Below are 18,385 nucleotides of genomic sequence, written 5' to 3' on the forward strand. Positions count from 1 at the left end.
CTGCGGCCGGCTGCCGCGGCACGGCCGCATGCCGCACCATGGGCCTATGAAAGAGCTGGCCGGGCGCCTGACCGCGCTCGATCCGGACGCCGGTGCGGCGGTCCGGGTCATCGCCTACTTCGACCGTCTGGCCGAGTCCAGGGCCGGTGTGGAGGCGCTTGTCCGCGGTGCCGCCGTACTGGCGGGCTGCCCAGCCCGGCTGGTCGACCCCGAGCGGCGCGTGCACGTCCGCGTGGAGGCCGACGGCACCCGCCGGGACACCGAGACGCCACCGGATCCCGCGTGGCCGTCCGCGCGGCTGGCCCCGGGCGGTGCGGCGACCCTGTGGCTGGAGCGGGCCGCAGCGGCGCCCGGGGTGGTCGGGCCGGACCACACCCGGACAGAGTCCCGCCCGGACGACGCCGGCCAGGCCAGGCCGGCTCCCGACCCGGACGACGCCGGCCAGGCCAGGCCGGCTCCCCACCCGGAGACCTGGGACGGCACCGGGGCGGTGCCCGATACGAGGTTCGGCACCGCGACGGCGGTCGGCACAGCCAGCGCGACCGGCACAGTCGGCGCGACCGGCACGGTCGGCACAGCCAGCACAGCCAGCACGACCGGCACAGCCAGCACGACCGGCACAGCCAGCACAGCCAGCACAGCCAGCGCGACCGGCGCAGGCAGCGCGACCGGTGCAGCGGGCGCGGTGGGCACAGCCGACGCCGGCAGCGCACGGTACGGCACCGGGGGCGCGGCCAGCGTCGTCGATGCCGTGATTCTCGAACGGGCCGCCGGTGCCGTGAGGGTCGTGCTCGACCGCACCCGGGGCCGGGCCCCGGCCGACGACCCGGCGCTGGTGGAGACCCTTCTCGACGCCAGTGCCCCGGAACCCGCCCGGCTGCACGCCGCCCGCCGCCTCGGCCTGGACCCGGCGGCCCCGGTCCGTGCCCTCGCCCCGCTGAACGACCGGCCACGGGTCGTACCCGACGGGGTGGAGGCCGGTCCGGCCGGCCGGCTCGGGGTCGGACCCGCCGTCCCCGTGCTCGAGCTGCCCGGGTCGTGGGCCGCCGCCCGTACCGCACTGCGTTTCACCGCCGAGGGCACCGCGCAGGACCCCGGGCCGCGCGTCGTGTACGCCGACGAGCTGGGCGGTATCGCCCTCCTCGCCGGTCTGGTCGCCCCGGGCGCCGAACCGCCGCCCGACGTCCGTGCCCTGGAGACCGCCGCGGCGACCGCACCCTGGCTGCCGGTGACGCTGCACGCCGTCGCGTCCACTGCGAGCCTGCGGGCGGCCGCAGCGCAGATCAACGTCCACCACTCCACGCTGCAGGACCGGCTGGCCCACGCCGAGCACCTGCTCGGCTGGCCGGTGCGCACCCCGCAGGGCCGGCTGCGGCTGCAACTCGCACTGGCCATGCGGCGCCTCGCCCGGCCATAGCCCCGTGCGATCCGGCTCCCGCGCGGCGTGATCCGGATCGCGCCCGAGGTCCCATGCCTGCGCCCTTCCCCTGGGAGACACTGGCCGGGCCGGTCGGTACGAGGTTCAGGAGCTTGAGGCATGAGCGTGCAGCGGTATCCCCTGTCCGGGGTCACGGTGGTCAGCCTGGAGCAGGCGGTGGCCGCGCCCTACGCCACCCGGCAGCTCGCCGACCTCGGTGCTCGCGTGATCAAGGTGGAGCGGCCGGGCGGCGGCGACTTCGCCCGGCGTTACGACACGACCGTGCACGGCCACTCCAGCTATTTCGTGTGGCTCAACCGCTCCAAGGAGTCCCTCACGCTGGACCTCAAGGACCCGCGGGGACGCGACATCCTCCACGAACTCCTCGACGGTGCCGACGTGTTCGTTCAGAACCTCGCCCCGGGCGCCGCCGACCGGCTCGGCCTGGACGTCGCCACCCTCACCGCCCGCCGCCCCGGCCTGATCCCGTGCACGATATCCGGGTACGGCACCACCGGCCCGTGGGCCGACCGCAAGGCGTACGACCTGCTCGTGCAGTGCCAGACCGGGCTGGTGTCCCTGACGGGGACCCCGGAGGGGACCGCCCGGACCGGGATCTCCGTCGCCGACATCGCCGCCGGGATGTACGCCTACAGCGGCGTCCTCACGGCCCTGTACACGCGCGCCGTCACCGGCGAGGCCCACCCGGTGGAGGTGTCCCTGTTCGAGGCGCTCGCGGAGTGGATGGGCCAGCCCGCCTACTACACGCGGCACGGCGGCAGCCAGCCCCCGCGCATCGGCACGCAGCACGCCACCATCGCGCCGTACGGGACGTACCCGGCCGCCGATGGCAGAGAAGTGCTGTTCTCCATCCAGAACGAGCGCGAGTGGGCGGCCCTGTGCACCGGGTTCCTCGGCCGGCCCGAGCTCGTCGACGATCCGCGTTTCGCCACCGCCTCCGACCGCGTCGCCCACCGCGAGGAGCTCAACACCATCGTCTCGGCACGCTTCGCCCGCTCCGCGTCCGACGAGATCCTCGAGGACCTGGAGGCCCTCGGCATCGCCTGCGCCGGGGTCAACGACGTCCCCGCCTTCCTGGACCACCCGGTGCTGGCCGCCCGCGGCCGCTGGACCGAGGTCGCGGTGCCCGGTGCCACGGTCGAGGCCCTCCTTCCCCCGGCCGATCTCGCGGGGCTGGCCGCGCGCATGGACCCGGTGCCGGCGGTGGGCGAGCACACCGAGGCGATCCTCGGCGAGCTGGGCCGCACCGAGGAACAGGTGGCGGCCCTGCGCGCGGACGGCGTCGTCTGAGCGGGCGGGCTCCGGCCCGCCGCCCCGCCTGCTCCCGTGCGAGGGGTCAGAGCCGCACGCGGAGGGCCTCGAGGACGTCCCGGTCCGTCAGCTGGTCGAAGTTCTCGTACCACAGGCCCACGGCCATGAAGGCGGCCGGCCGGTGCAGGCAGATCACCTCGTCGGCCTCGGCCCGCAGCGACTCGGCGGCCTCCGGGGATCCCACCGGCACGGCCAGCACCACCCGTTCGGGCTCCTGGCGGCGTACGAACCGCAGCGCGGCCCGGGCGGTGGAACCGGTCGCCAGGCCGTCGTCGACCACGATCACGGTGTGTCCGCTCAGGTCGGGGGCGGGGCGGCCCTGCCGGTAGAGCCGCTCACGGCGGCGCAGTTCCGCACGCTCCCGTTCGATGACGGGGGCCAGGGCGGCCTCGCTGAGCCCCAGGTGCCGCAGGGCGTCCTGGTCGAGGAGCGGCACCTCGTCCCCGGCCATCGCACCGACGCCGAGCTCCTCCTGGAAGGGCGCCCCGATCTTCCGTACGACGACCACGTCCAGCGGGGCGTCGAGGGCCCGGGCGACCTCGCGCGCCACCGCGACCCCGCCGCGCGGCAGAGCGAGGACGAGAGGACGGGGCAGAGCCCCCTCGTGCTGCCGGGTGCGCAGGATGTCGGCCAGTTCCCCGCCGGCCTGGCGGCGATCACGGAACCGCATGACGGTCACCTCTGTTTCCCACACGGAGAGGGCCCTCGGCCGGTCCGGCACCCGCGTACCCGCTGCCCACCGGACGATGCGCGCCGCGCGGACGTGCGTGGCTCGTGACCGCGCCGAAGCGGGTGCCCACGGACAGCTTCCCCGGACGGCACCGGCCGCCGTTCAGCCCGCCGCGGTCCTCAGCTGCTCGTGGCACCACTGGCGGGCCGCCTCGGTGACCTGGCCGAGCGCGCCCGGCTCCTCGAACAGGTGGGTGGCGCCGGGCACCACGTGGAGGGTGTGCGGGACGCGCAGCCGCCGGGCCGCCTCCTGGTTGAGCCGCAGCACCTGCTGGTCGCGGCCGCCGACGATCAGCAGCACCGGAGCCCGGACGGCCTCCAGGGCGTCACCCGCCAGGTCGGGCCGGCCGCCCCGCGAGACGACCGCCGACACCCGGCCCGGACGCTCGGCGGCCGCGACAAGGGCCGCGCCCGCGCCGGTGCTGGCGCCGAACAGGACGACGGGCAGCCGGCGGGTGGCGGGCGACTCGGCCAGCCAGTCGACGGCGGCCACCAGCCGGCGGCCCAGCAGCGGGATGTCGAAGCGGAGTTCGGCGGTGACCACGTCGAGCCGTTCCTCCTCCTCGGTGAGCAGGTCGATCAGCAGGGTGCCGAGTCCGGCGGTACGCAGACCGGCGGCGACCTCGCGGTTGCGGGGACTGTGCCGGGAGCTGCCGCTGCCGTGCGCGAACAGCACGACCGCGCGGGCGGCGGGCGGCACGGTCAGATCGCCGGTGAGCGCCGCGTCGCCGGCGGGCAGGGTGACCGTCTGGGAGTTCATCGCAGGCCTCCTCTCCCCCGGTTCCCGTGGTACCCACGATGCGGTGGGCGTCCCATGGCGCGATCCGTGGGATGCGTGTCGTTGACGCCGTGCCGCGTCGCGCAGGAGCGTGAGGGGGTGACATCACGCCGTATCGCCTTCGTCGTCTTCGACGGCTTCCAGCCGCTCGACCTCACGGGTCCCCACGAGGTGTTCCACAGCGCGGGCGACTACGCCTGCGTGGTGGTGGCGTCCCGGGCGGGGCCGGTCGCATCGGCCAGCGGGCTGCTCGTGCATGTCGCGCACGGCGTGACGGACCTCGACCCGGCCGGTGTCGACACCCTCGTGGTGGTCGGCGGCCGAGGTGTCGACCGGGCCCGCGAGGACGAGGCGCTGATGGCGTGGATCACCGCCGCGGCGGCCGGAGCGCGGCGTGTCGCTTCGGTGTGCAGCGGCGCTTTCCTGCTGGCGGCCGCGGGGCTGCTGGACGGGCGGCGGGTCACCACGCACTGGGCCCGCGAGGAGCAGCTGGCCCGGGAGTACCCCGATGTACGGGTGGACCGCGACCCGATCTTCGTCCGGGACGGGCGGGTGTGGACGTCGGCCGGGGTGACGGCCGGTATGGATCTGGCGCTCGCCCTGGTGGAGGACGACCTGGGCCGGGACGTCGCACACGCGGTGGCCCGCCGGCTGGTGCTCTTCCTGCGCCGCCCGGGGGGCCAGTCGCAGTTCAGCGTGGCGCTGTGGTCGCGGCAGCCGGCGACGGACCCGGTGCGGGCCGCCGTCACCGCGATCCACGCCGCCCCGGGCAACCGGCACGACATCGCGGGCCTCGCCGCGCATGCCGGCCTGAGCCCGCGCCACCTCCAGCGGCGTTTCACCGCCGAGCTGGGCGTGCCGCCGACCGCGTACGTCGAGCGGGTGCGCGTCGAGGCGGCCCAGCGCGCCCTCGCCGAGGGCGACGAACCGGTGGACGCCATCGCCCGCCGCTGCGGCTTCGCCACCGCCGAGACGCTGCGCCGCACGTTCCACCGCCGGCTCGGCGTCGCCCCGTCGGACTACCGCGCCAGATTCCGCTCCACCGCCGGCCCCGCCGGTGCTCCCCAGTCTCAGCCGACTGCTCTCCCACTGGAAGGTGAGCCCGCATGACGACGTACGGCCTGCTGGTCTTCGAGGATGCCGAGGAGCTCGACTTCGTGGGGCCCTGGGAGGTCTTCAACGTCTCCGCCCGGCTCCGCGGGGGTGCCGACACGGCCGTGCTCGTCGCCGAACACGCCGGGCCCGTGCGCTGCAACAAGGGCCTGCGCGTCCTGCCCGACCACACCCTGGACGACCATCCGCCCCTGGACGTGCTGCATGTACCCGGCGGACGGGGCGCGCGCGAGGTCCAGCCGCACAACCGAGTGATCACCGACTGGATCGCCCGCACGGCGAAGGAGGCCGCGTGGGTGCACGGCGTGTGCACCGGGGCGTTTCTGCTGCACGCGGCGGGTCCGGCGCGCGGGCGCCGGGTGGCCACGCATTGGAGCCATGAGGACACCCTTCAGGCGCGCGGCGACGTGACGGTCGTCCGGGACGTGCGCTACGTGGTGGACGGCGACCTGGTCACCAGCCAGGGCGTCTCGGCCGGTGTCGACAGCGCGCTGTGGCTCGTCGGGCGGCTGCACGGCCGTGACCACGCGCGGGCCGTGCGCCGTCAGATCCAGTACGACCCGGCGCCGCCGTACCTCGCGGACGAGCCGATGTGACCCCGTAGGCGAGCACCGGCGCCGCATGGGTGCGCGTACGTCGGGCAGTCGATGTCTCATGGGCGGTGACACGAGCGACGGCGGGCAGGGACGGCAGCCGGGCGATTGGGGGCACCGCGCGGTGCCGCGCCCGGACGACATCCGGATCGAGGCGTGGGCGGCGTGCCGGGAGCACTGTCTGGCGGAGGCCGTGCTGGGGATGGTGGAGTGCTTCGCCGACCTCTCCGGGGTCCGGCCCACCGCCGTGGACCGGATCCGGCTGGACGAGGCCAGCGACGACGACCTGCTGGCCACGCTGCTGGACGAGGTCATCTTCCGGCTGCGGGTGTACGGGCAGGTGCCCGTGGACGTGGAGGCGGACGAGGCCGACGGCGGGCTGGACGTCCGGCTGGCGACGGCCGGGCTGGCGGACGTGGCGGTCACCGGGGCGGTCCCGACGGCGGTGGCGTGGGACGAGCTGCGCATCGGGCCGGATCCGTACGGGTGGTCGTGCGCCGTGCGGGTCGACGCCTGAGGTTCCGGCGGGGCCACGCGGCCGTTCTACCGTGGAGGTGTGGGCGGCGGCGTCGTGACGCTGTTCCTGTGCGGTGACGTGATGCTCGGGCGCGGTGTCGACCAGATCCTGGCGCATCCCGGTGATCCGGTGCTGCGGGAGGCGTACATCGAGGACGCCCGGTCCTACGTCCGGCTGGCGGAGTCGGTGCACGGGCCGGTGCCGGCGCCCGCCGGTCCGTCCTGGCCGTGGGGGACGGCGCTGCGGGTACTGGAGGCCGCCGCGCCGGACGCGCGGATCGTGAATCTGGAGACGTCGGTGACGTGCGGCGACACGTTCGCCCCCGACAAGGAGATCCACTACCGGATGCACCCGGCCAATCTGCCCGCCCTGGCGGTGGCGCGGCCGGATGTGACCGTCGTCGCCAACAACCACGTCCTGGACTTCGGCCGGGCCGGTCTGCTGGAGACGCTGGACGTGCTGGGGCGGGCGGGCCTGCGGACCGCGGGCGCGGGCCGGAACGCCGACGAGGCCTTCACACCCGCGACCGTCCCCCTCCCCGGTGGCCGCCGGCTGCTGGTGCTCGCCCTCGGGGCGCGCTCCAGCGGCATCCCGTCCGGGTGGGCGGCGACGGCGGAGCTGCCCGGTGTGGCGTACCTGCCGGAGCTCTCGCGAGCCGTGGCCGATGCGGTGGTGCGGCACGTCCGGCGGGCCGGCCGGGCCGGTGATCCGACCGTCGTGTCCGTGCACTGGGGCTCGAACTGGGGGTTCCACGTGCCCAGGGAGCAGGTCCGCTTCGCGCACGCGCTGGTGGACGGGGGTGTCGACGTCGTCCACGGGCACTCCTCGCACCATCCCCGGCCGCTGGAGGTGTACCGGGACCGGCTGATCCTGTACGGCTGCGGCGACTTCATCGACGACTACGAGGGCATCCCCGGTTACGAGGAGTACCGCGACGACCTGCGGCTGGCGTACTTCGTGTCCCTGGACGCCGGCAGCGGCCGGCTGGTGGGGCTGCGCATGGTGCCGCTGCGCGCGCGACGACTGCGCCTGGAGCCGGCGCCCCGGGCGGACCGCGTGTGGCTGCGAACGACGCTCGACCGGATCAGCGGCGGGGTGGGGGTGGGTCTGGCGGCCGACGGTTCGCTGGTGTTGTCGGCCGGACGGTGAACCGGACGGGCCGCGCGCCGGAGCAGTGGCTGTGACCGGCTGCGGATGTGGGCCGCGCACAGCAGGGACCGAGCGGCTTCAGCCGTCCCCGCGTCAGCCTCCGAGCCGGGTGCCGCCGGATGCGCCGGGCAGGGTGACGCGGGCCGCGATGCGCTTGCCCACCGCCTCCGACTCGACGGACAGGCCCTCCGTCACCGCTTTGACGATCTCCAGGCCGTGCCGGCCGATCCTGCCCGGATCCGCGGCCCAGGCCGCGGGGACCCTGGGATCGCTGTCCCACACGACCACTTCCACCGCACCGGCGGTCAGGCCCAACTCCACCAGGACCGGGCCCGGCGCGTACTTGCAGGCGTTGGTGACCAGCTCGCTGACCACCAGCTGGGTGAGCTCCTTCGCTCGCACGGGCACCAGCACGCCGTAGTCGTCGGCCGCCTGGTCGAGGAAGGCGGCGGCGTGTTGGCGGGCGTCCGCGATGCAACCGTCATCGCCGCCCAGGGCGAAGCCGACACGCACCAGATCTTCCACCTGTGCAGTACAGCCGTCACCATCGGCATCAGAATCCACCGGTCCGCCCTCACTCCCCCGTCTAGCGCGCCACTACCCCCTTTGCCGCCGTGCATGCCGCACCGATGATTTTCGAATCGGCCTCGGGGAGGCTTCCGGCCGGATCAGTGGGGCAGAATCATCCCCGCACGCCCTGAACCGGGGACGAGCCCGGACAGCAGTCGAGGAGACCGTGGCCCACATCGAACCAGCGCGCCGGCCAGAGCGGCTGTCCGTCGAACACCGCGCGGTCGACGGCGTCTGTGTCGCGACCCTGCGGGGCGAGATCGACCACGACGTGCAGGACGTGCTCCGCCAGGCTCTGCAGGTCGAAGACGGGCCGGTGCCACCGCGGATAGTGGCCGACCTCAGCGATGTGACCTTCATGGACTCCAGCGGCATCAACGTCTTCGTCGCCGCCTATCAGCGGGTGAGCGACGCTGACGGGTGGGTGCGCATCGCCGGTGCTCAGCAGTCTGTTCTGCGGGTCCTGCAGCTGGTGGGCGTCGATGCGCTCATCCCCTGCCACCCCACCACCGAGCAGGCTCTGACCGCCTGACCGCTGCGAGGCGCCGGGGAGTCGCGGCTGGGGCCGGTGCACGTACAGGGCCGGCCGTTCGGCAGGCCGGGTTCAGCCGCCGCGCCGCACCCTGGCCGCCTTGCGGGCCTCCGCGAGCCGGCGGGCCTCGCCGCTCTTGCGGGACGACCTGCTGCCGGAGCCGCCCTTCCCGTCCTTGGCGCTGCCCAGGCCGCGGAACGGGGCGTTGTGGTTCTTGGGGCGCGGCACGGCCGACCCGCCGTCGAGAGGAACTCCGGAGGGAACCTTGGCGCCGGTGATACGGCTCAGCTCAGCCTCGCCGGACCGCACCTTGGTGACCTTGGGAGCGACGTCGGCGTCCGCCATGACCTGGCTCGTCTCGCGGCGCTGTCCCGGCAGGACGAGGGTCACGACGGTGCCGGAGCGGCCGGCCCGGGCCGTGCGGCCCGCCCGGTGCAGATAGTCCTTCGGATCGGTGGCCGGGTCGACGTTGACCACGAGGTCGAGGTCGTCGACGTGCAGGCCGCGTGCGGCGACGTTCGTCGCCACCAGCGAGGTGACCTGCCCGTTCTTGAACTGGGCCAGGGTCCGGGTGCGCTGCGGCTGGGACTTCCCGCTGTGCAGGGCGGCGGCGGCCACGCCGCTGGCCCGCAGATGCCGCGTGAGCTGGTCGACGCCGTGCTTGGTGTCCAGGAACAGCAGGACCCGGCCGTCCCGGGCGGCGATCTCCGTGGTCACGGCGTACCGGTCCGGGCCGTGCACGACGAAGAGGTGGTGCTCGATCGCGGAAACCGCGCTGGACGAGGGGTCCACGGAGTGGACGGCGGGGTCGCGCAGGTAGCGCCGCACCAGCTGGTCGACGTCATGGTCCAGGGTCGCGGAGAACAGCATTCGCTGCCCGTCGGAACGCACCTGGTCCAAGATCTCGGTGACCTGCGGCAGGAACCCCATGTCACACATCTGGTCGGCCTCGTCCAGGACCGTGATGCGCACCCGTCCCAGCCGGCAGTCCTTGCGCTCGATGAGGTCGTGCAGCCGGCCGGGGGTGGCGATGAGGATCTCGGCGCCGTCCCGCAGCATGGCGGTCTGCCGTCCGATGGACACTCCGCCCACCACGGTCGCGAGCCGCAGCCGCAGCGCCTCGGCGTACGGGGTGAGCGCCTCGCCGACCTGCTGCGCCAGCTCCCTGGTGGGCACCAGGCAGAGCGCCAGTGGCTCGTTGGACTGGGCGCGCTGCCCGGCCGTCCGGGCGAGCATGCCCAGGCCGAAGGCGAGCGTCTTGCCCGACCCGGTACGGCCCCGGCCCAGGACGTCCCGTCCCGCGAGCGCGTCCGGCAGCGCCGCCGCCTGGATGGGAAAGGGCACCGTCACACCGTGCTCGTCGAGTGCCCGCAGAAGCTTGGCCGGCAACCCCAACCGCGCGAAGGACGTCACCATGGGCACCGTCGAAGCGGCGCCGGACACCTCGGACAGACGGTCCTGCCGCCGGGCATCGCCACGTGCTGATTCGCTCACAGAAAGCCTTCCTCCGAAGAAGCCGTCCCGAGGAAGGCGCGGCAGGGACGCGGTCACCGGTCAGGAACTCCGAGCGGAGTACCGCCACAGCGACGCTGCAAACAGCGAACGCTAGCACGGCGCACCGCACGGTATCGCGGCGTGGCGTGTGCGAAATCTGATCTGATCCCGTCGTGGGCGCCGGTGACGATGCGCCGCGCGGACCCCGGCAGTGGCGGAGCGGCTCCCGTGCGCCCCGAGCACCGCCCGGGGTCAGAACAGCCGTCCCTGGCAGCCTCGTTCGGTATCGCTCGGCCGCCCAGTCCTTGCCGGAGCAGGTTCGTCACCGAAGAGAGGAGGCGTACCGCACTCGTCCAGCTCGGCCGGGATCCGTCCGTCCGCCTCCGGGCGTGGCGGCGCTTCCCGGTCGAAGTCGTCCGGAGTCATGCACACCCAGTCGCGGCCGCCCTGCTCACCCACTCGCCGTCACCGACTCTCCCCCGAGCCCACTTCCGAAAGGCTTCCCGGAATCACGTGCCACCCACTTGTGATCAGTTCCACCATCGGGCCTTTCTGAACGCTTCGGGCCCCGCCGGGTGCCTCAGGGGGGAACGTGACTCAGGCTGCTTCGGCGTTGTGCAAGCTCAGTGCCGCGCGCAGCCAGTCGTCCGCGGAGCCCGGGGTCGGCTGCGGGCGGCTGCCCGGCGGAGTCAGGACGACGGCAGCGAGTTCCCAGTACTGGTGCAGGCGCGGCTCGGCCGTGAGACGGGCGGCCAGCACGCGACGGAACTCGTGGGTGTCCCGGCTTCCGTAGGCGCTCGCGTATGCCGCGACGTAGGCGTCCAGGGCCTCGCCCGGATGCGGGTCGTGTGTCCGGCGCAGGTGTGAGGCCGCGAGTTCGAATGCTTCGGCGAGGCCCGCGTACAGCAGGGCGGCGCCGCGAGCCCCGGCCACTCGGTGCACCTCCGGTTGGGGCTGCCGACCGTCCGGGCAGGGAGCAGTCGTCATCGCGTGCAGCCGGGCGAAGGCGAGCACCTGGGAGGGGTGCGGTTCGTCGGGCGGCTGGGGGACGGCCGCTTCGAGGAATGCCGCGGTCGCCGGGCGCGGCATCCTCGGTGGCAGCCAATTGCGCCAGAACCTGGCCAGTGGTGCGGTGCTCGGCGGGGTGTCCAGTGCGGCGAGCAGCCTCAGCCGACCGGCGCGCTGAGCCGGCGGGCAGTCCCGCACCGATTGGAGTGCCGCTTCCCGCCAGCGCAGGGCCCTCAGCTCACTGCCGAGCTCACGCAGACGGCTGTCGACGGCGTTCTCCAGTGCGGGGCCGGCCGCGTCTTCGTCCTCGAGGATGCGGCTTATCTCGGGCAGGGGCAGGTCAAGGGTGCGCAGGGAGCGGATCAGCCGAAGTCGTTCCAACGCCTGCGGGCCGTACCGGCGGTGTCCGCCACTGCTGCGGGCGGCTTCGGGGAGCAGGCCCCGGTCGGAGTAGAAGCGGACGGTCTTCACGGTGGCACCGGCGCGCTCGGCGAGCTCCCCGATGCTCCACAACAGCTCGTTCGAGGTCGACAGTTGAACCTCCCTTAAGGGGAGTTTCTACGGTACCGCTGCGCGGGCAAGGCAGACGCCTCGGCCCGCGGACGGTGGCGTACGCGGCCGGCGCGGCGTCATGTGACGAGTCCGGGGAGGCCTTTGTGCAGGTGTTCATCATGGTGGCGGGCGTGTTCACCGGGGCCCATGTCTGGCAGGAGACGGCCGCGCGGCTGGTCGCGGCGGGCAACGCGGCGCACGCGGTGCCGCTGACGGGCATCGACCCGGCCCGGCCCGCCGCGCCGGCGCACGTCGGGCTGGAGACGCACATCGAGGACGTGATCGCGGCGATCGACGCGGTGGAGGTGACATCGGGGCGGGAGATCGTGCTCGTCGGTCACGACTACGGGATCCATCCTGTGCTCGGCGCCGCTGACCGGCGGGCGGAGCGCGTCGCACGCGTCGTGTACCTGGACTCGGGGATGCCGCAGAACGGTGTTCCGGCGCTGGCCGCCGTACCGGACCAGGTGCTGCGTGCGCGGCTGGCCGAACGCGCCGAGGCAGGCGAGCGCGAGGGCGTGCTGGAGCCACCGGCCCATGGCGAGTGGGAGCGCTGGGGCAGTACCGCCGGCGTCGGCGAGGCGGCCCTGGAGCGGTTGACCGCCCTGGCAGCGCCGCAGCCGCTGGGCACCCTGCTTCAGCCGCTGCGTCTGACCGGAGCGGTGGCCGCGGTTCCCGTCACCGGCGTGCTGTGCACCAGGAACGGCGCCGGTATCGGCCAAGTGCAGAGGCTCGTCGACTTCGGCGACCCCGCCCTCGCTGTCCTGACCCGGCCTCAGGTCACTTTCTTCGAGCTCCCGACCGGGCACTGGCCGATGCTGTCCTGCCCCGCCGAGCTGGCGGACGTCCTGCTGCGGGCAGCGGCCGGTGAGGGGCAACGCCTGCGGCCGGCCGGCGATGCGCCGGCGCCCGCACATCTGCGTCCGTTCCCGTTGGACGTCCCCGAGTCGCCCCGCGACCGCCAGGGTCATGTCGATCTGTACGTCCCCGGCGGCGAGGGCACGCGACCGGCCGTGGTGTTCGTGCACGGCGGACCGGTGCCCGCGGGAGCGCGGCCGCGCCCGCGTGACTGGCCGACCCTGATGGGATACGCCCGCTTGGCCGCCGCGGAGGGCATGGTCGGCGCGACCCTCGACCACCGCCTCCACGACATCGCGGACTACGAGCGCGCCGCCGCCGACATAGCCGCCGGGGTGGAGCTGGTGCGGGCCGACGCCCGGGTGGACGCCGACCGGATCGCCCTGTGGTTCTTCTCCGGCAGCGGCCTGCTCACCACGGACTGGCTGGCAAAGCCCCCCGCCTGGCTGCGCTGCCTGGCCGCCTCCTACCCCGTGCTGGCCCCGCTTCCCGCCTGGGGGATGGCCGGCAGCCGCTTCCATCCCGCCAGGGCGGTCGGTCAGGCGGGGTCCTTGCCCGTCGTCCTCCTGCGCGTCGGGCGGGAGGCACCCGAGATCGCCGCGACGGTCGAGGCGTTCGTGACCGCGGCCGGCGACTGCGCGGCGCGACTCGAACTGGTCGATGTCCCAGGCGGCCACCACGGGTTCGAAACCCTCAACGCGCCGGAGGAGACGCGTCCGGCCCTGCGCCATGCGATGCGCTCGGTGGTCACCCACCTGACCGCCTGACCGCCATCGGCCGCGAGCTGTCACGGACACCTCTGTGCGTCTGGTCTCCGAACGGAAGGCGGTCGGCGGCCCGGGCTGCGGCCCGCCCCCGGAACCATGGTGGCGCTGGCCCCACCTCGTTCAGGGGGCGGGCGCCATTATGCCGCCGGAGAAGGATCTGAATACTGAACTCCATGACAACGTCAATGGTGCTTCCGGTGGACCCGCCGACGCGAGGAGAACGACAGCCGCACAGCAGGGGAAGCGACTTCTCCGAGCTGTCGCGGCGCATAACCGAGGCCGGGCTTCTCCGGCGCCGTCCGCTGTATTACACGGTCCGTTTCGGACTGGTCGCCCTCGCTCTCGCGGGGTGCGTCGGCGCGTTTGCCGCACTGGGCGACAGCTGGGGTCAACTGCTCGTCGCCGTCGCCCTGGCCGTGGTATTCGGCCAACTCGGACTGGCCGCCCACGACCTCGCCCACCGACAGGTCTTCTCCCGCCGACGGCCCAGCGAGGCAGGGGGACTGCTCGTCGCCGACCTGCTACTGGGCATGAGCTACGGGTGGTGGATGAACAAGCACACCCGGCACCACGCGAACCCCAATCACGAGGGGAAGGACCCGGACGTCTCGCCTGACATTCTCGTGTGGTCGCGCCGACAGGCGCGCACGGCCCGGGGTTTGCCGCGTTTCATCGGAAAACACCAGGCCGCGCTCTTCTTCCCGCTGCTGACCCTGGAGGGTTTGAATCTGAGCTTCAGCAGCTTCCGGGCTCTGAAAAGTCCATCGGTGAAGAGGCCCGCGCTCGAAGGCACGCTACTCATAACGCATTTCGTTCTGTACTTCGGCGGCCTGTTCGCCGTCCTTTCCCCCGCCAAGGCGCTCCTGTTCCTCGCCGTTCACCAGGGCCTGTTCGGTATCTATTTGGGTTCGGTGTTCGCGCCCAACCACAAGGGGATGCCGATGATCGAGGAGGGGACCCGGCTGGACTTCCTGCGCCGCCAGGTCCTCACCTCGCGCAATGTCCGGGGCGGCGCACTGGTCGACGCCTTCATGGGCGGGCTCAACTACCAGATCGAGCACCACCTCTTCCCCAGTATGCCGACACCCGCACTCGCCAGGGCGCAGGCCATCACCGAGCGGTACTGCGGGGAACTGGGCATCCCGTACCACCGGACCGGGCTGATCGCCTCGCACCGGGAGGCGCTACGCCACCTCAGGAGTGTCGGCGAGCCGCTGCGCGCCCCGGCCGTGGACTGACCCGGCGGGCGCCGGGGCCGGGGACCTGATCCGCTGACCTGCCGGGTCGGTGTACACCCTGGAGGACTTCGCCGACGGTGACAGCGCGGACGACGTGGTGGAGCAGCGAGGTTCCACCGAGCGTGGGTCCCTTACTTGGCAGGCGCTGCCTCCTTGCCCTTCTGGCTGTTCCGCGCATGGCCTGGCGGTTCGTCGGAGGCCTTTGCCCTGTCCTTCGCGGCTGCGTCGGCCGCGGCCGGCTCGGAATCGCCGGGACTGGTGGCAGGGTGAGTGGTGGACTCGGCGCTGCCGGGCTGGGGGTGAGTGTTGTGCCTCGGGACGGAGTCGCTCAGCGGCCGGCCAGAGGCGGTGGGGTGGCGCGAAGGCGGGGTCACCGATGCGGAGGGCGTGTCGTCCTGGTGAGCGGACTTGTCCGGGGAAGGGGCGGCCGGAGCAGGGGCGGAGGGGGCCGCTTCCGGCGCCGCTTCGTCCGTGGCGTCGCGATGTGAGAGGCCGTCGGTGACCACCAGGCCCGCGGCGAGCAGGGCGGCCAGTGCAGCTGCCGCCCCACGCGTTCGGAGACGGCCGCCTTGGGAGGCTGACCGGGCAAGACCTGTCGAGGTGCTGGAGTTGCCGAGCGCTTTCGCGGCGGGCGACAGGCTCCGGTGGGTGCTGTCGGCGTGATCCGCGACTGTGGGAGGTACGGCGCTGAGCGCCGGCCGGGCAGCGGGTGCGGCAAGGACTGCCGCGCTCGTTCCGGAGAGACCGGTCAGGGCTTGGGCGCAGTCGTACGCGCTGGGACGAACTTGCTCTTCCAGGCTGGTCATGTCCCGAAGGAGGGTGGCGAAACCGTCGGGCAGGAAGTCCGGGAGGGCGGGTCGGCGGTACAGGCGCGCTATGGCGGCCTCCAGAGGGCCGCCGTCGTATTCGAGTCGGCCGGTGAGGCATTCGAGGAGGACCAAGCCGAGGGCGTAGATGTCGGCGGGCCGGCCGACGGGCTGGCCCAGCACCTGTTCGGGGGAGAGATAGGCCGCCGTGCCGGTCAGGGCGCCGGTAGCGGTGCGGGTGGTCGCGTCCAGCAGCCGGGAGATGCCGAAGTCGGTCAGATGGGGACGGCCGGAGGAGTCCAGGAGGATGTTGGACGGCTTGACATCGCGGTGGACGATCCCCTCCTCATGGGCGTGAGCCAGAGCCTCGGCCAATGCCGCGCCGAGCGCGGCGGCAGCCTCGCACGACAGGGGACCTTCGGCGATGCGGGATTTCAGGGTACGCCCGTCGATCAGCTGCATGACCAGGAAGGCATCGCCGCCATGGTGTCCGGCGTCGAAGGCGGTCACCAGTCCCGGATGCTGCAATCGTGCCAGGATCACGGCCTCACTGCGGAAGGCCTCCTCCGTGTCGAAACCGGTGCCGGCGCGGAAGACCTTCACAGCGACCGGCCGCCGCAGGCGCAGGTCGACGCCCCGGTACACGTCAGCCGCGCCACCCGAACCGATCAGCGTGTCCAGACGGTAGCGGCCCGCCAGAATCCGGACACAGCCTCGAAAAGCCCGAGCGTCCCGCACCTCGCGCAATCCCACCCTCGATCTCCCCACTCCGCACACTCGCACCGCTCGGCGGACCGACGTCGACGGGCCGCCGAACGCGAGTACCCAGCCATCCGCCGCTTGCACAACGGTGCGGGTTCTCCCGCGCGGCCACCTGGTGGATGCCGCGGCCACATACAGCCTGACCTGCTGGAACATGCCCGTTTCGGGACATGGGGCAGCTGGCGGGACGCCGGCGAAACGGCCTGGCGGACCCCCGACCGCATGTCCGGGCCCGGCAGGGGTACACCGGGGCACATGACCGGCATCGAACTGCGCAGCGACGCGTTCAACGACCACTCCTTCATCGCGCGCCGGTACGCGTACGAGGGACCGAACGTCTCTCCGCCGCTGACCTGGAGCGGCGTACCGGACGACGCGACCGAACTGGTCCTGCTCTGCGAGGACCCCGACGCCCCGTCGGGCACCTTCGCGCACTGGGTCGTGGTCGGCATCGACCCGCACAGCGACGGCGTCGAGGCCGGGCACTGCCCACCCGGTGGCACGGAGCTCGTCAACGGCTACGGACAGCACGGCTGGGGCGGTCCGCATCCTCCGCCCGGGGACGACGCGCACCACTACTTCTTCCGCCTCTACGCCCTGTCCGAACCGTGCGTCCTGCCCGACGCGCCGGACGCGGACCAGGTGCACGCCGAGGTCGACAGGCGCCGCCTCGCGGACGGGACGCTGGTGGGGCTGTACCAGCGCTGACACCGCCCCCGTCCGGCCGGAGCGCCGTGACACAACGGATGGTTGTGGCACGGCCCACGGACGGTTGTTTGCCCGGACGGCCCGGTCCTCGCTTGGATGGCTCCCGGTCGGCAGCGGAGCGGCCTCGGGAGCTGGGAGCGTGCGCCGGGTATGGCGGACAGACGGTCGTTGGGGCGGCGGTTCGGGTGGTTGTGGGGCGCGTACGCGGTCAGCACGGCCGGTACGTGGCTGGCTTTCGACGCGCTCGCGCTGATCGCGGTGCTGGTGCTGGACGCCGGGCCGGCGCAGGTGTCGCTGCTGGCGGCGGTCGGGCCCGCGGTCGGCGCGGTGGTGTCGGTGCCGCTCTGTCCGTGGGTGGAGGTCCGCGGCAAACGCCCGGTGATGATCGCGACGGATCTGCTGCGGTGCGCGGTGCTGCTGAGCATCCCCGTGGCGTTCGTCCTTGGCCGGCTGGGCTTCGGTCAGTTGCTGTTCGTGTCGGTGGTGGTCGCGGCGGCGGACATCACCTTCAACGCGGCGGCCGGGGCGTTCCTGAAGGAACTGGTGCCGGGCCGGGACCTGCTGGTCGCGAACGGACGGTTCGAGGCGACGAACTGGACGGCCAGCATGGTGGGGCCGCCGTTGGGCGGGGCGGTGATCGGGCTGTTCGGCCCGGTGGCGACCGTGGCGGCGGACGCGGTGAGCTATCTGCTCTCGGCGTTCGGGATCCGGGCGGTCGGGGGCCATGACAAGCGCCCCGCGCGGGCCGTTCCCCTGGGGGCCCGGCCCCGTGCGGGCGAACTGCTCGGCGGATGGCGGTACATCCTGGCGGATCCGGGACTGCGCCCGCTGTTCTTCAACACGCTCCTGAGCAACGCCCTGATCATGGCGGCCTCGCCACCGCTCCTCGTGCTGATGGTCGGCGATCTGCGGTTCGAGCCCTGGCAGTACGCCCTCGCCTTCGCGGTGCCCTGCACCGGCGGCCTTCTCGGCTCACGACTGGCCGCGCGGCTCGTCACACGGTTCGGCCGGCACCGGGTCCTGCTCGCCTCGGGGGTGCTGCGGGCGTGCTGGTCCCTGGGGCCGGCCTTCGTCGGCCCGGGCACGGCCGGGCTGGTGCTGGTCATGGTGGTCGAGTTCGGGCTGATCGCCTGCTGCGGCGTGTTCAACCCGGTGTTCGCGACGTACCGGCTCGAGCGGACGCCCGCGGACCGGGTCGCCCGCACCCTGGCGGCCTGGTCGGCCACCGGCAAGGCCACCACGGCGGCTGTGACCGCCCTGTGGGGCGTGCTGGCCGGCCTGACCGGCCCCCGCACCGCCATCGCGCTCGCCGGTGCTCTCCTCCTCACCACTCCGCTGCTGCTCCCCCGCCGTGGCCACATGCCCGGCACCGGCCCGGAGCCGGCTCCCGCGCGGCTCAGCGCGGGCGGGGGCTGACCGTCGGGCCGGGGACGGCCTTGCTCCCGCCCCCGGCCGAGGTCCG

17 protein-coding genes are annotated in these 18,385 nt (G+C 73.4%); 11 read left to right on the forward strand and 6 right to left on the reverse strand.

The features are described 5' to 3' along the window. Window positions 1–46 precede the first annotated feature (46 nt). Together IE212_RS35725 and IE212_RS04330 are read left to right on the forward strand one after the other, a co-directional pair. On the forward strand, window positions 47–1,417 hold the full coding sequence (locus IE212_RS35725; protein ID WP_190196327.1) for a helix-turn-helix domain-containing protein: 1,371 nt from the start codon (window positions 47–49) through the stop codon (window positions 1,415–1,417). A gap of 120 nt (window positions 1,418–1,537) precedes the next feature. Beyond that, complete coding sequence (locus IE212_RS04330; protein ID WP_190196328.1) at window positions 1,538–2,728, forward strand: CaiB/BaiF CoA transferase family protein; 1,191 nt, start codon at window positions 1,538–1,540, stop codon at window positions 2,726–2,728. Window positions 2,729–2,774: 46 nt separating this feature from the next. Here the strand turns inward: IE212_RS04330 and IE212_RS04335 are convergent, their stop codons facing one another. Continuing rightward, complete coding sequence (locus IE212_RS04335) at window positions 2,775–3,419, reverse strand: phosphoribosyltransferase (RefSeq protein WP_190196329.1); 645 nt, start codon at window positions 3,417–3,419, stop codon at window positions 2,775–2,777. A gap of 162 nt (window positions 3,420–3,581) precedes the next feature. Beyond that, window positions 3,582–4,238 carry a dienelactone hydrolase family protein gene (locus IE212_RS04340; protein WP_190196330.1) on the reverse strand — a complete coding sequence of 219 codons (657 nt, stop codon included), beginning with the start codon at window positions 4,236–4,238 and terminating at the stop codon, window positions 3,582–3,584. 117 nt (window positions 4,239–4,355) lie between these two features. On the opposite strand from IE212_RS04340, the gene IE212_RS04345 reads away from it, so the two are divergent. Genes IE212_RS04345 through IE212_RS04360 form a run of 4 tightly spaced genes read left to right on the forward strand, consistent with a single transcriptional unit; the run spans window position 4,356 to window position 7,628 of the window. Beyond that, a complete protein-coding gene (locus IE212_RS04345; protein WP_190196331.1) occupies window positions 4,356–5,366 on the forward strand; it encodes a GlxA family transcriptional regulator in 1,011 nt (336 codons plus the stop codon). Further along, the gene (locus IE212_RS04350) at window positions 5,363–5,965 is read left to right on the forward strand and encodes a DJ-1/PfpI family protein (RefSeq protein ID WP_190196332.1); all 603 of its coding nucleotides are present in this window, start codon (window positions 5,363–5,365) and stop codon (window positions 5,963–5,965) included. The genes IE212_RS04345 and IE212_RS04350 overlap by 4 nt, the downstream gene beginning before the upstream one ends. 58 nt (window positions 5,966–6,023) lie before the next feature. Continuing rightward, entirely contained in the window at window positions 6,024–6,479 is a 456-nt protein-coding gene (locus IE212_RS04355; protein ID WP_190196333.1) for an archease, read from the forward strand. 39 nt (window positions 6,480–6,518) lie between these two features. Continuing rightward, window positions 6,519–7,628 carry a CapA family protein gene (locus IE212_RS04360; RefSeq protein WP_190196334.1) on the forward strand — a complete coding sequence of 370 codons (1,110 nt, stop codon included), beginning with the start codon at window positions 6,519–6,521 and terminating at the stop codon, window positions 7,626–7,628. A gap of 93 nt (window positions 7,629–7,721) precedes the next feature. On the opposite strand, the gene IE212_RS04365 is transcribed toward IE212_RS04360, so the two are convergent. Continuing rightward, window positions 7,722–8,192 (reverse strand): ATP-binding protein, encoded by a 471-nt coding sequence (locus tag IE212_RS04365; RefSeq protein WP_190196335.1) that lies wholly within the window; start codon window positions 8,190–8,192, stop codon window positions 7,722–7,724. Window positions 8,193–8,364: 172 nt separating this feature from the next. On the opposite strand from IE212_RS04365, the gene IE212_RS04370 reads away from it, so the two are divergent. Continuing rightward, window positions 8,365–8,730 carry an STAS domain-containing protein gene (locus tag IE212_RS04370; protein ID WP_190196336.1) on the forward strand — a complete coding sequence of 122 codons (366 nt, stop codon included), beginning with the start codon at window positions 8,365–8,367 and terminating at the stop codon, window positions 8,728–8,730. A 72-nt stretch (window positions 8,731–8,802) separates the two neighbouring features. Here IE212_RS04370 and IE212_RS04375 read toward each other — a convergent pair whose 3' ends face one another. Both IE212_RS04375 and IE212_RS04380 read right to left on the reverse strand, forming a co-directional pair. Beyond that, a complete protein-coding gene (locus IE212_RS04375) occupies window positions 8,803–10,146 on the reverse strand; it encodes a DEAD/DEAH box helicase (RefSeq protein WP_229864074.1) in 1,344 nt (447 codons plus the stop codon). Between the two features lie 675 nt (window positions 10,147–10,821). Then, on the reverse strand, window positions 10,822–11,766 hold the full coding sequence (locus IE212_RS04380; protein ID WP_190196612.1) for a helix-turn-helix domain-containing protein: 945 nt from the start codon (window positions 11,764–11,766) through the stop codon (window positions 10,822–10,824). 122 nt (window positions 11,767–11,888) lie between these two features. On the opposite strand from IE212_RS04380, the gene IE212_RS04385 reads away from it, so the two are divergent. Both IE212_RS04385 and IE212_RS04390 read left to right on the forward strand, forming a co-directional pair. Then, window positions 11,889–13,409, forward strand: a complete 1,521-nt coding sequence (locus IE212_RS04385) for an alpha/beta hydrolase (RefSeq protein ID WP_190196338.1) — start codon at window positions 11,889–11,891, stop codon at window positions 13,407–13,409. A 173-nt stretch (window positions 13,410–13,582) separates the two neighbouring features. After that, window positions 13,583–14,647: a fatty acid desaturase family protein gene (locus IE212_RS04390; protein WP_190196339.1), complete on the forward strand. Its 1,065-nt coding sequence runs from the start codon at window positions 13,583–13,585 to the stop codon at window positions 14,645–14,647. A gap of 131 nt (window positions 14,648–14,778) precedes the next feature. Here IE212_RS04390 and IE212_RS04395 read toward each other — a convergent pair whose 3' ends face one another. Next, complete coding sequence (locus IE212_RS04395) at window positions 14,779–16,206, reverse strand: serine/threonine-protein kinase (RefSeq protein WP_444545054.1); 1,428 nt, start codon at window positions 16,204–16,206, stop codon at window positions 14,779–14,781. A 264-nt stretch (window positions 16,207–16,470) separates the two neighbouring features. Here IE212_RS04395 and IE212_RS04400 point away from each other — a divergent pair, with 264 nt between their 5' ends. Together IE212_RS04400 and IE212_RS04405 are read left to right on the forward strand one after the other, a co-directional pair. After that, a complete protein-coding gene (locus tag IE212_RS04400; protein WP_190196341.1) occupies window positions 16,471–16,923 on the forward strand; it encodes a YbhB/YbcL family Raf kinase inhibitor-like protein in 453 nt (150 codons plus the stop codon). A gap of 150 nt (window positions 16,924–17,073) precedes the next feature. After that, entirely contained in the window at window positions 17,074–18,339 is a 1,266-nt protein-coding gene (locus IE212_RS04405; protein WP_190196342.1) for an MFS transporter, read from the forward strand. The last annotated feature ends 46 nt before the right edge of the window (window positions 18,340–18,385 follow it).

The organism is Streptomyces djakartensis, assembly GCF_014651075.1.
GTDB lineage: Bacteria > Actinomycetota > Actinomycetes > Streptomycetales > Streptomycetaceae > Streptomyces > Streptomyces djakartensis.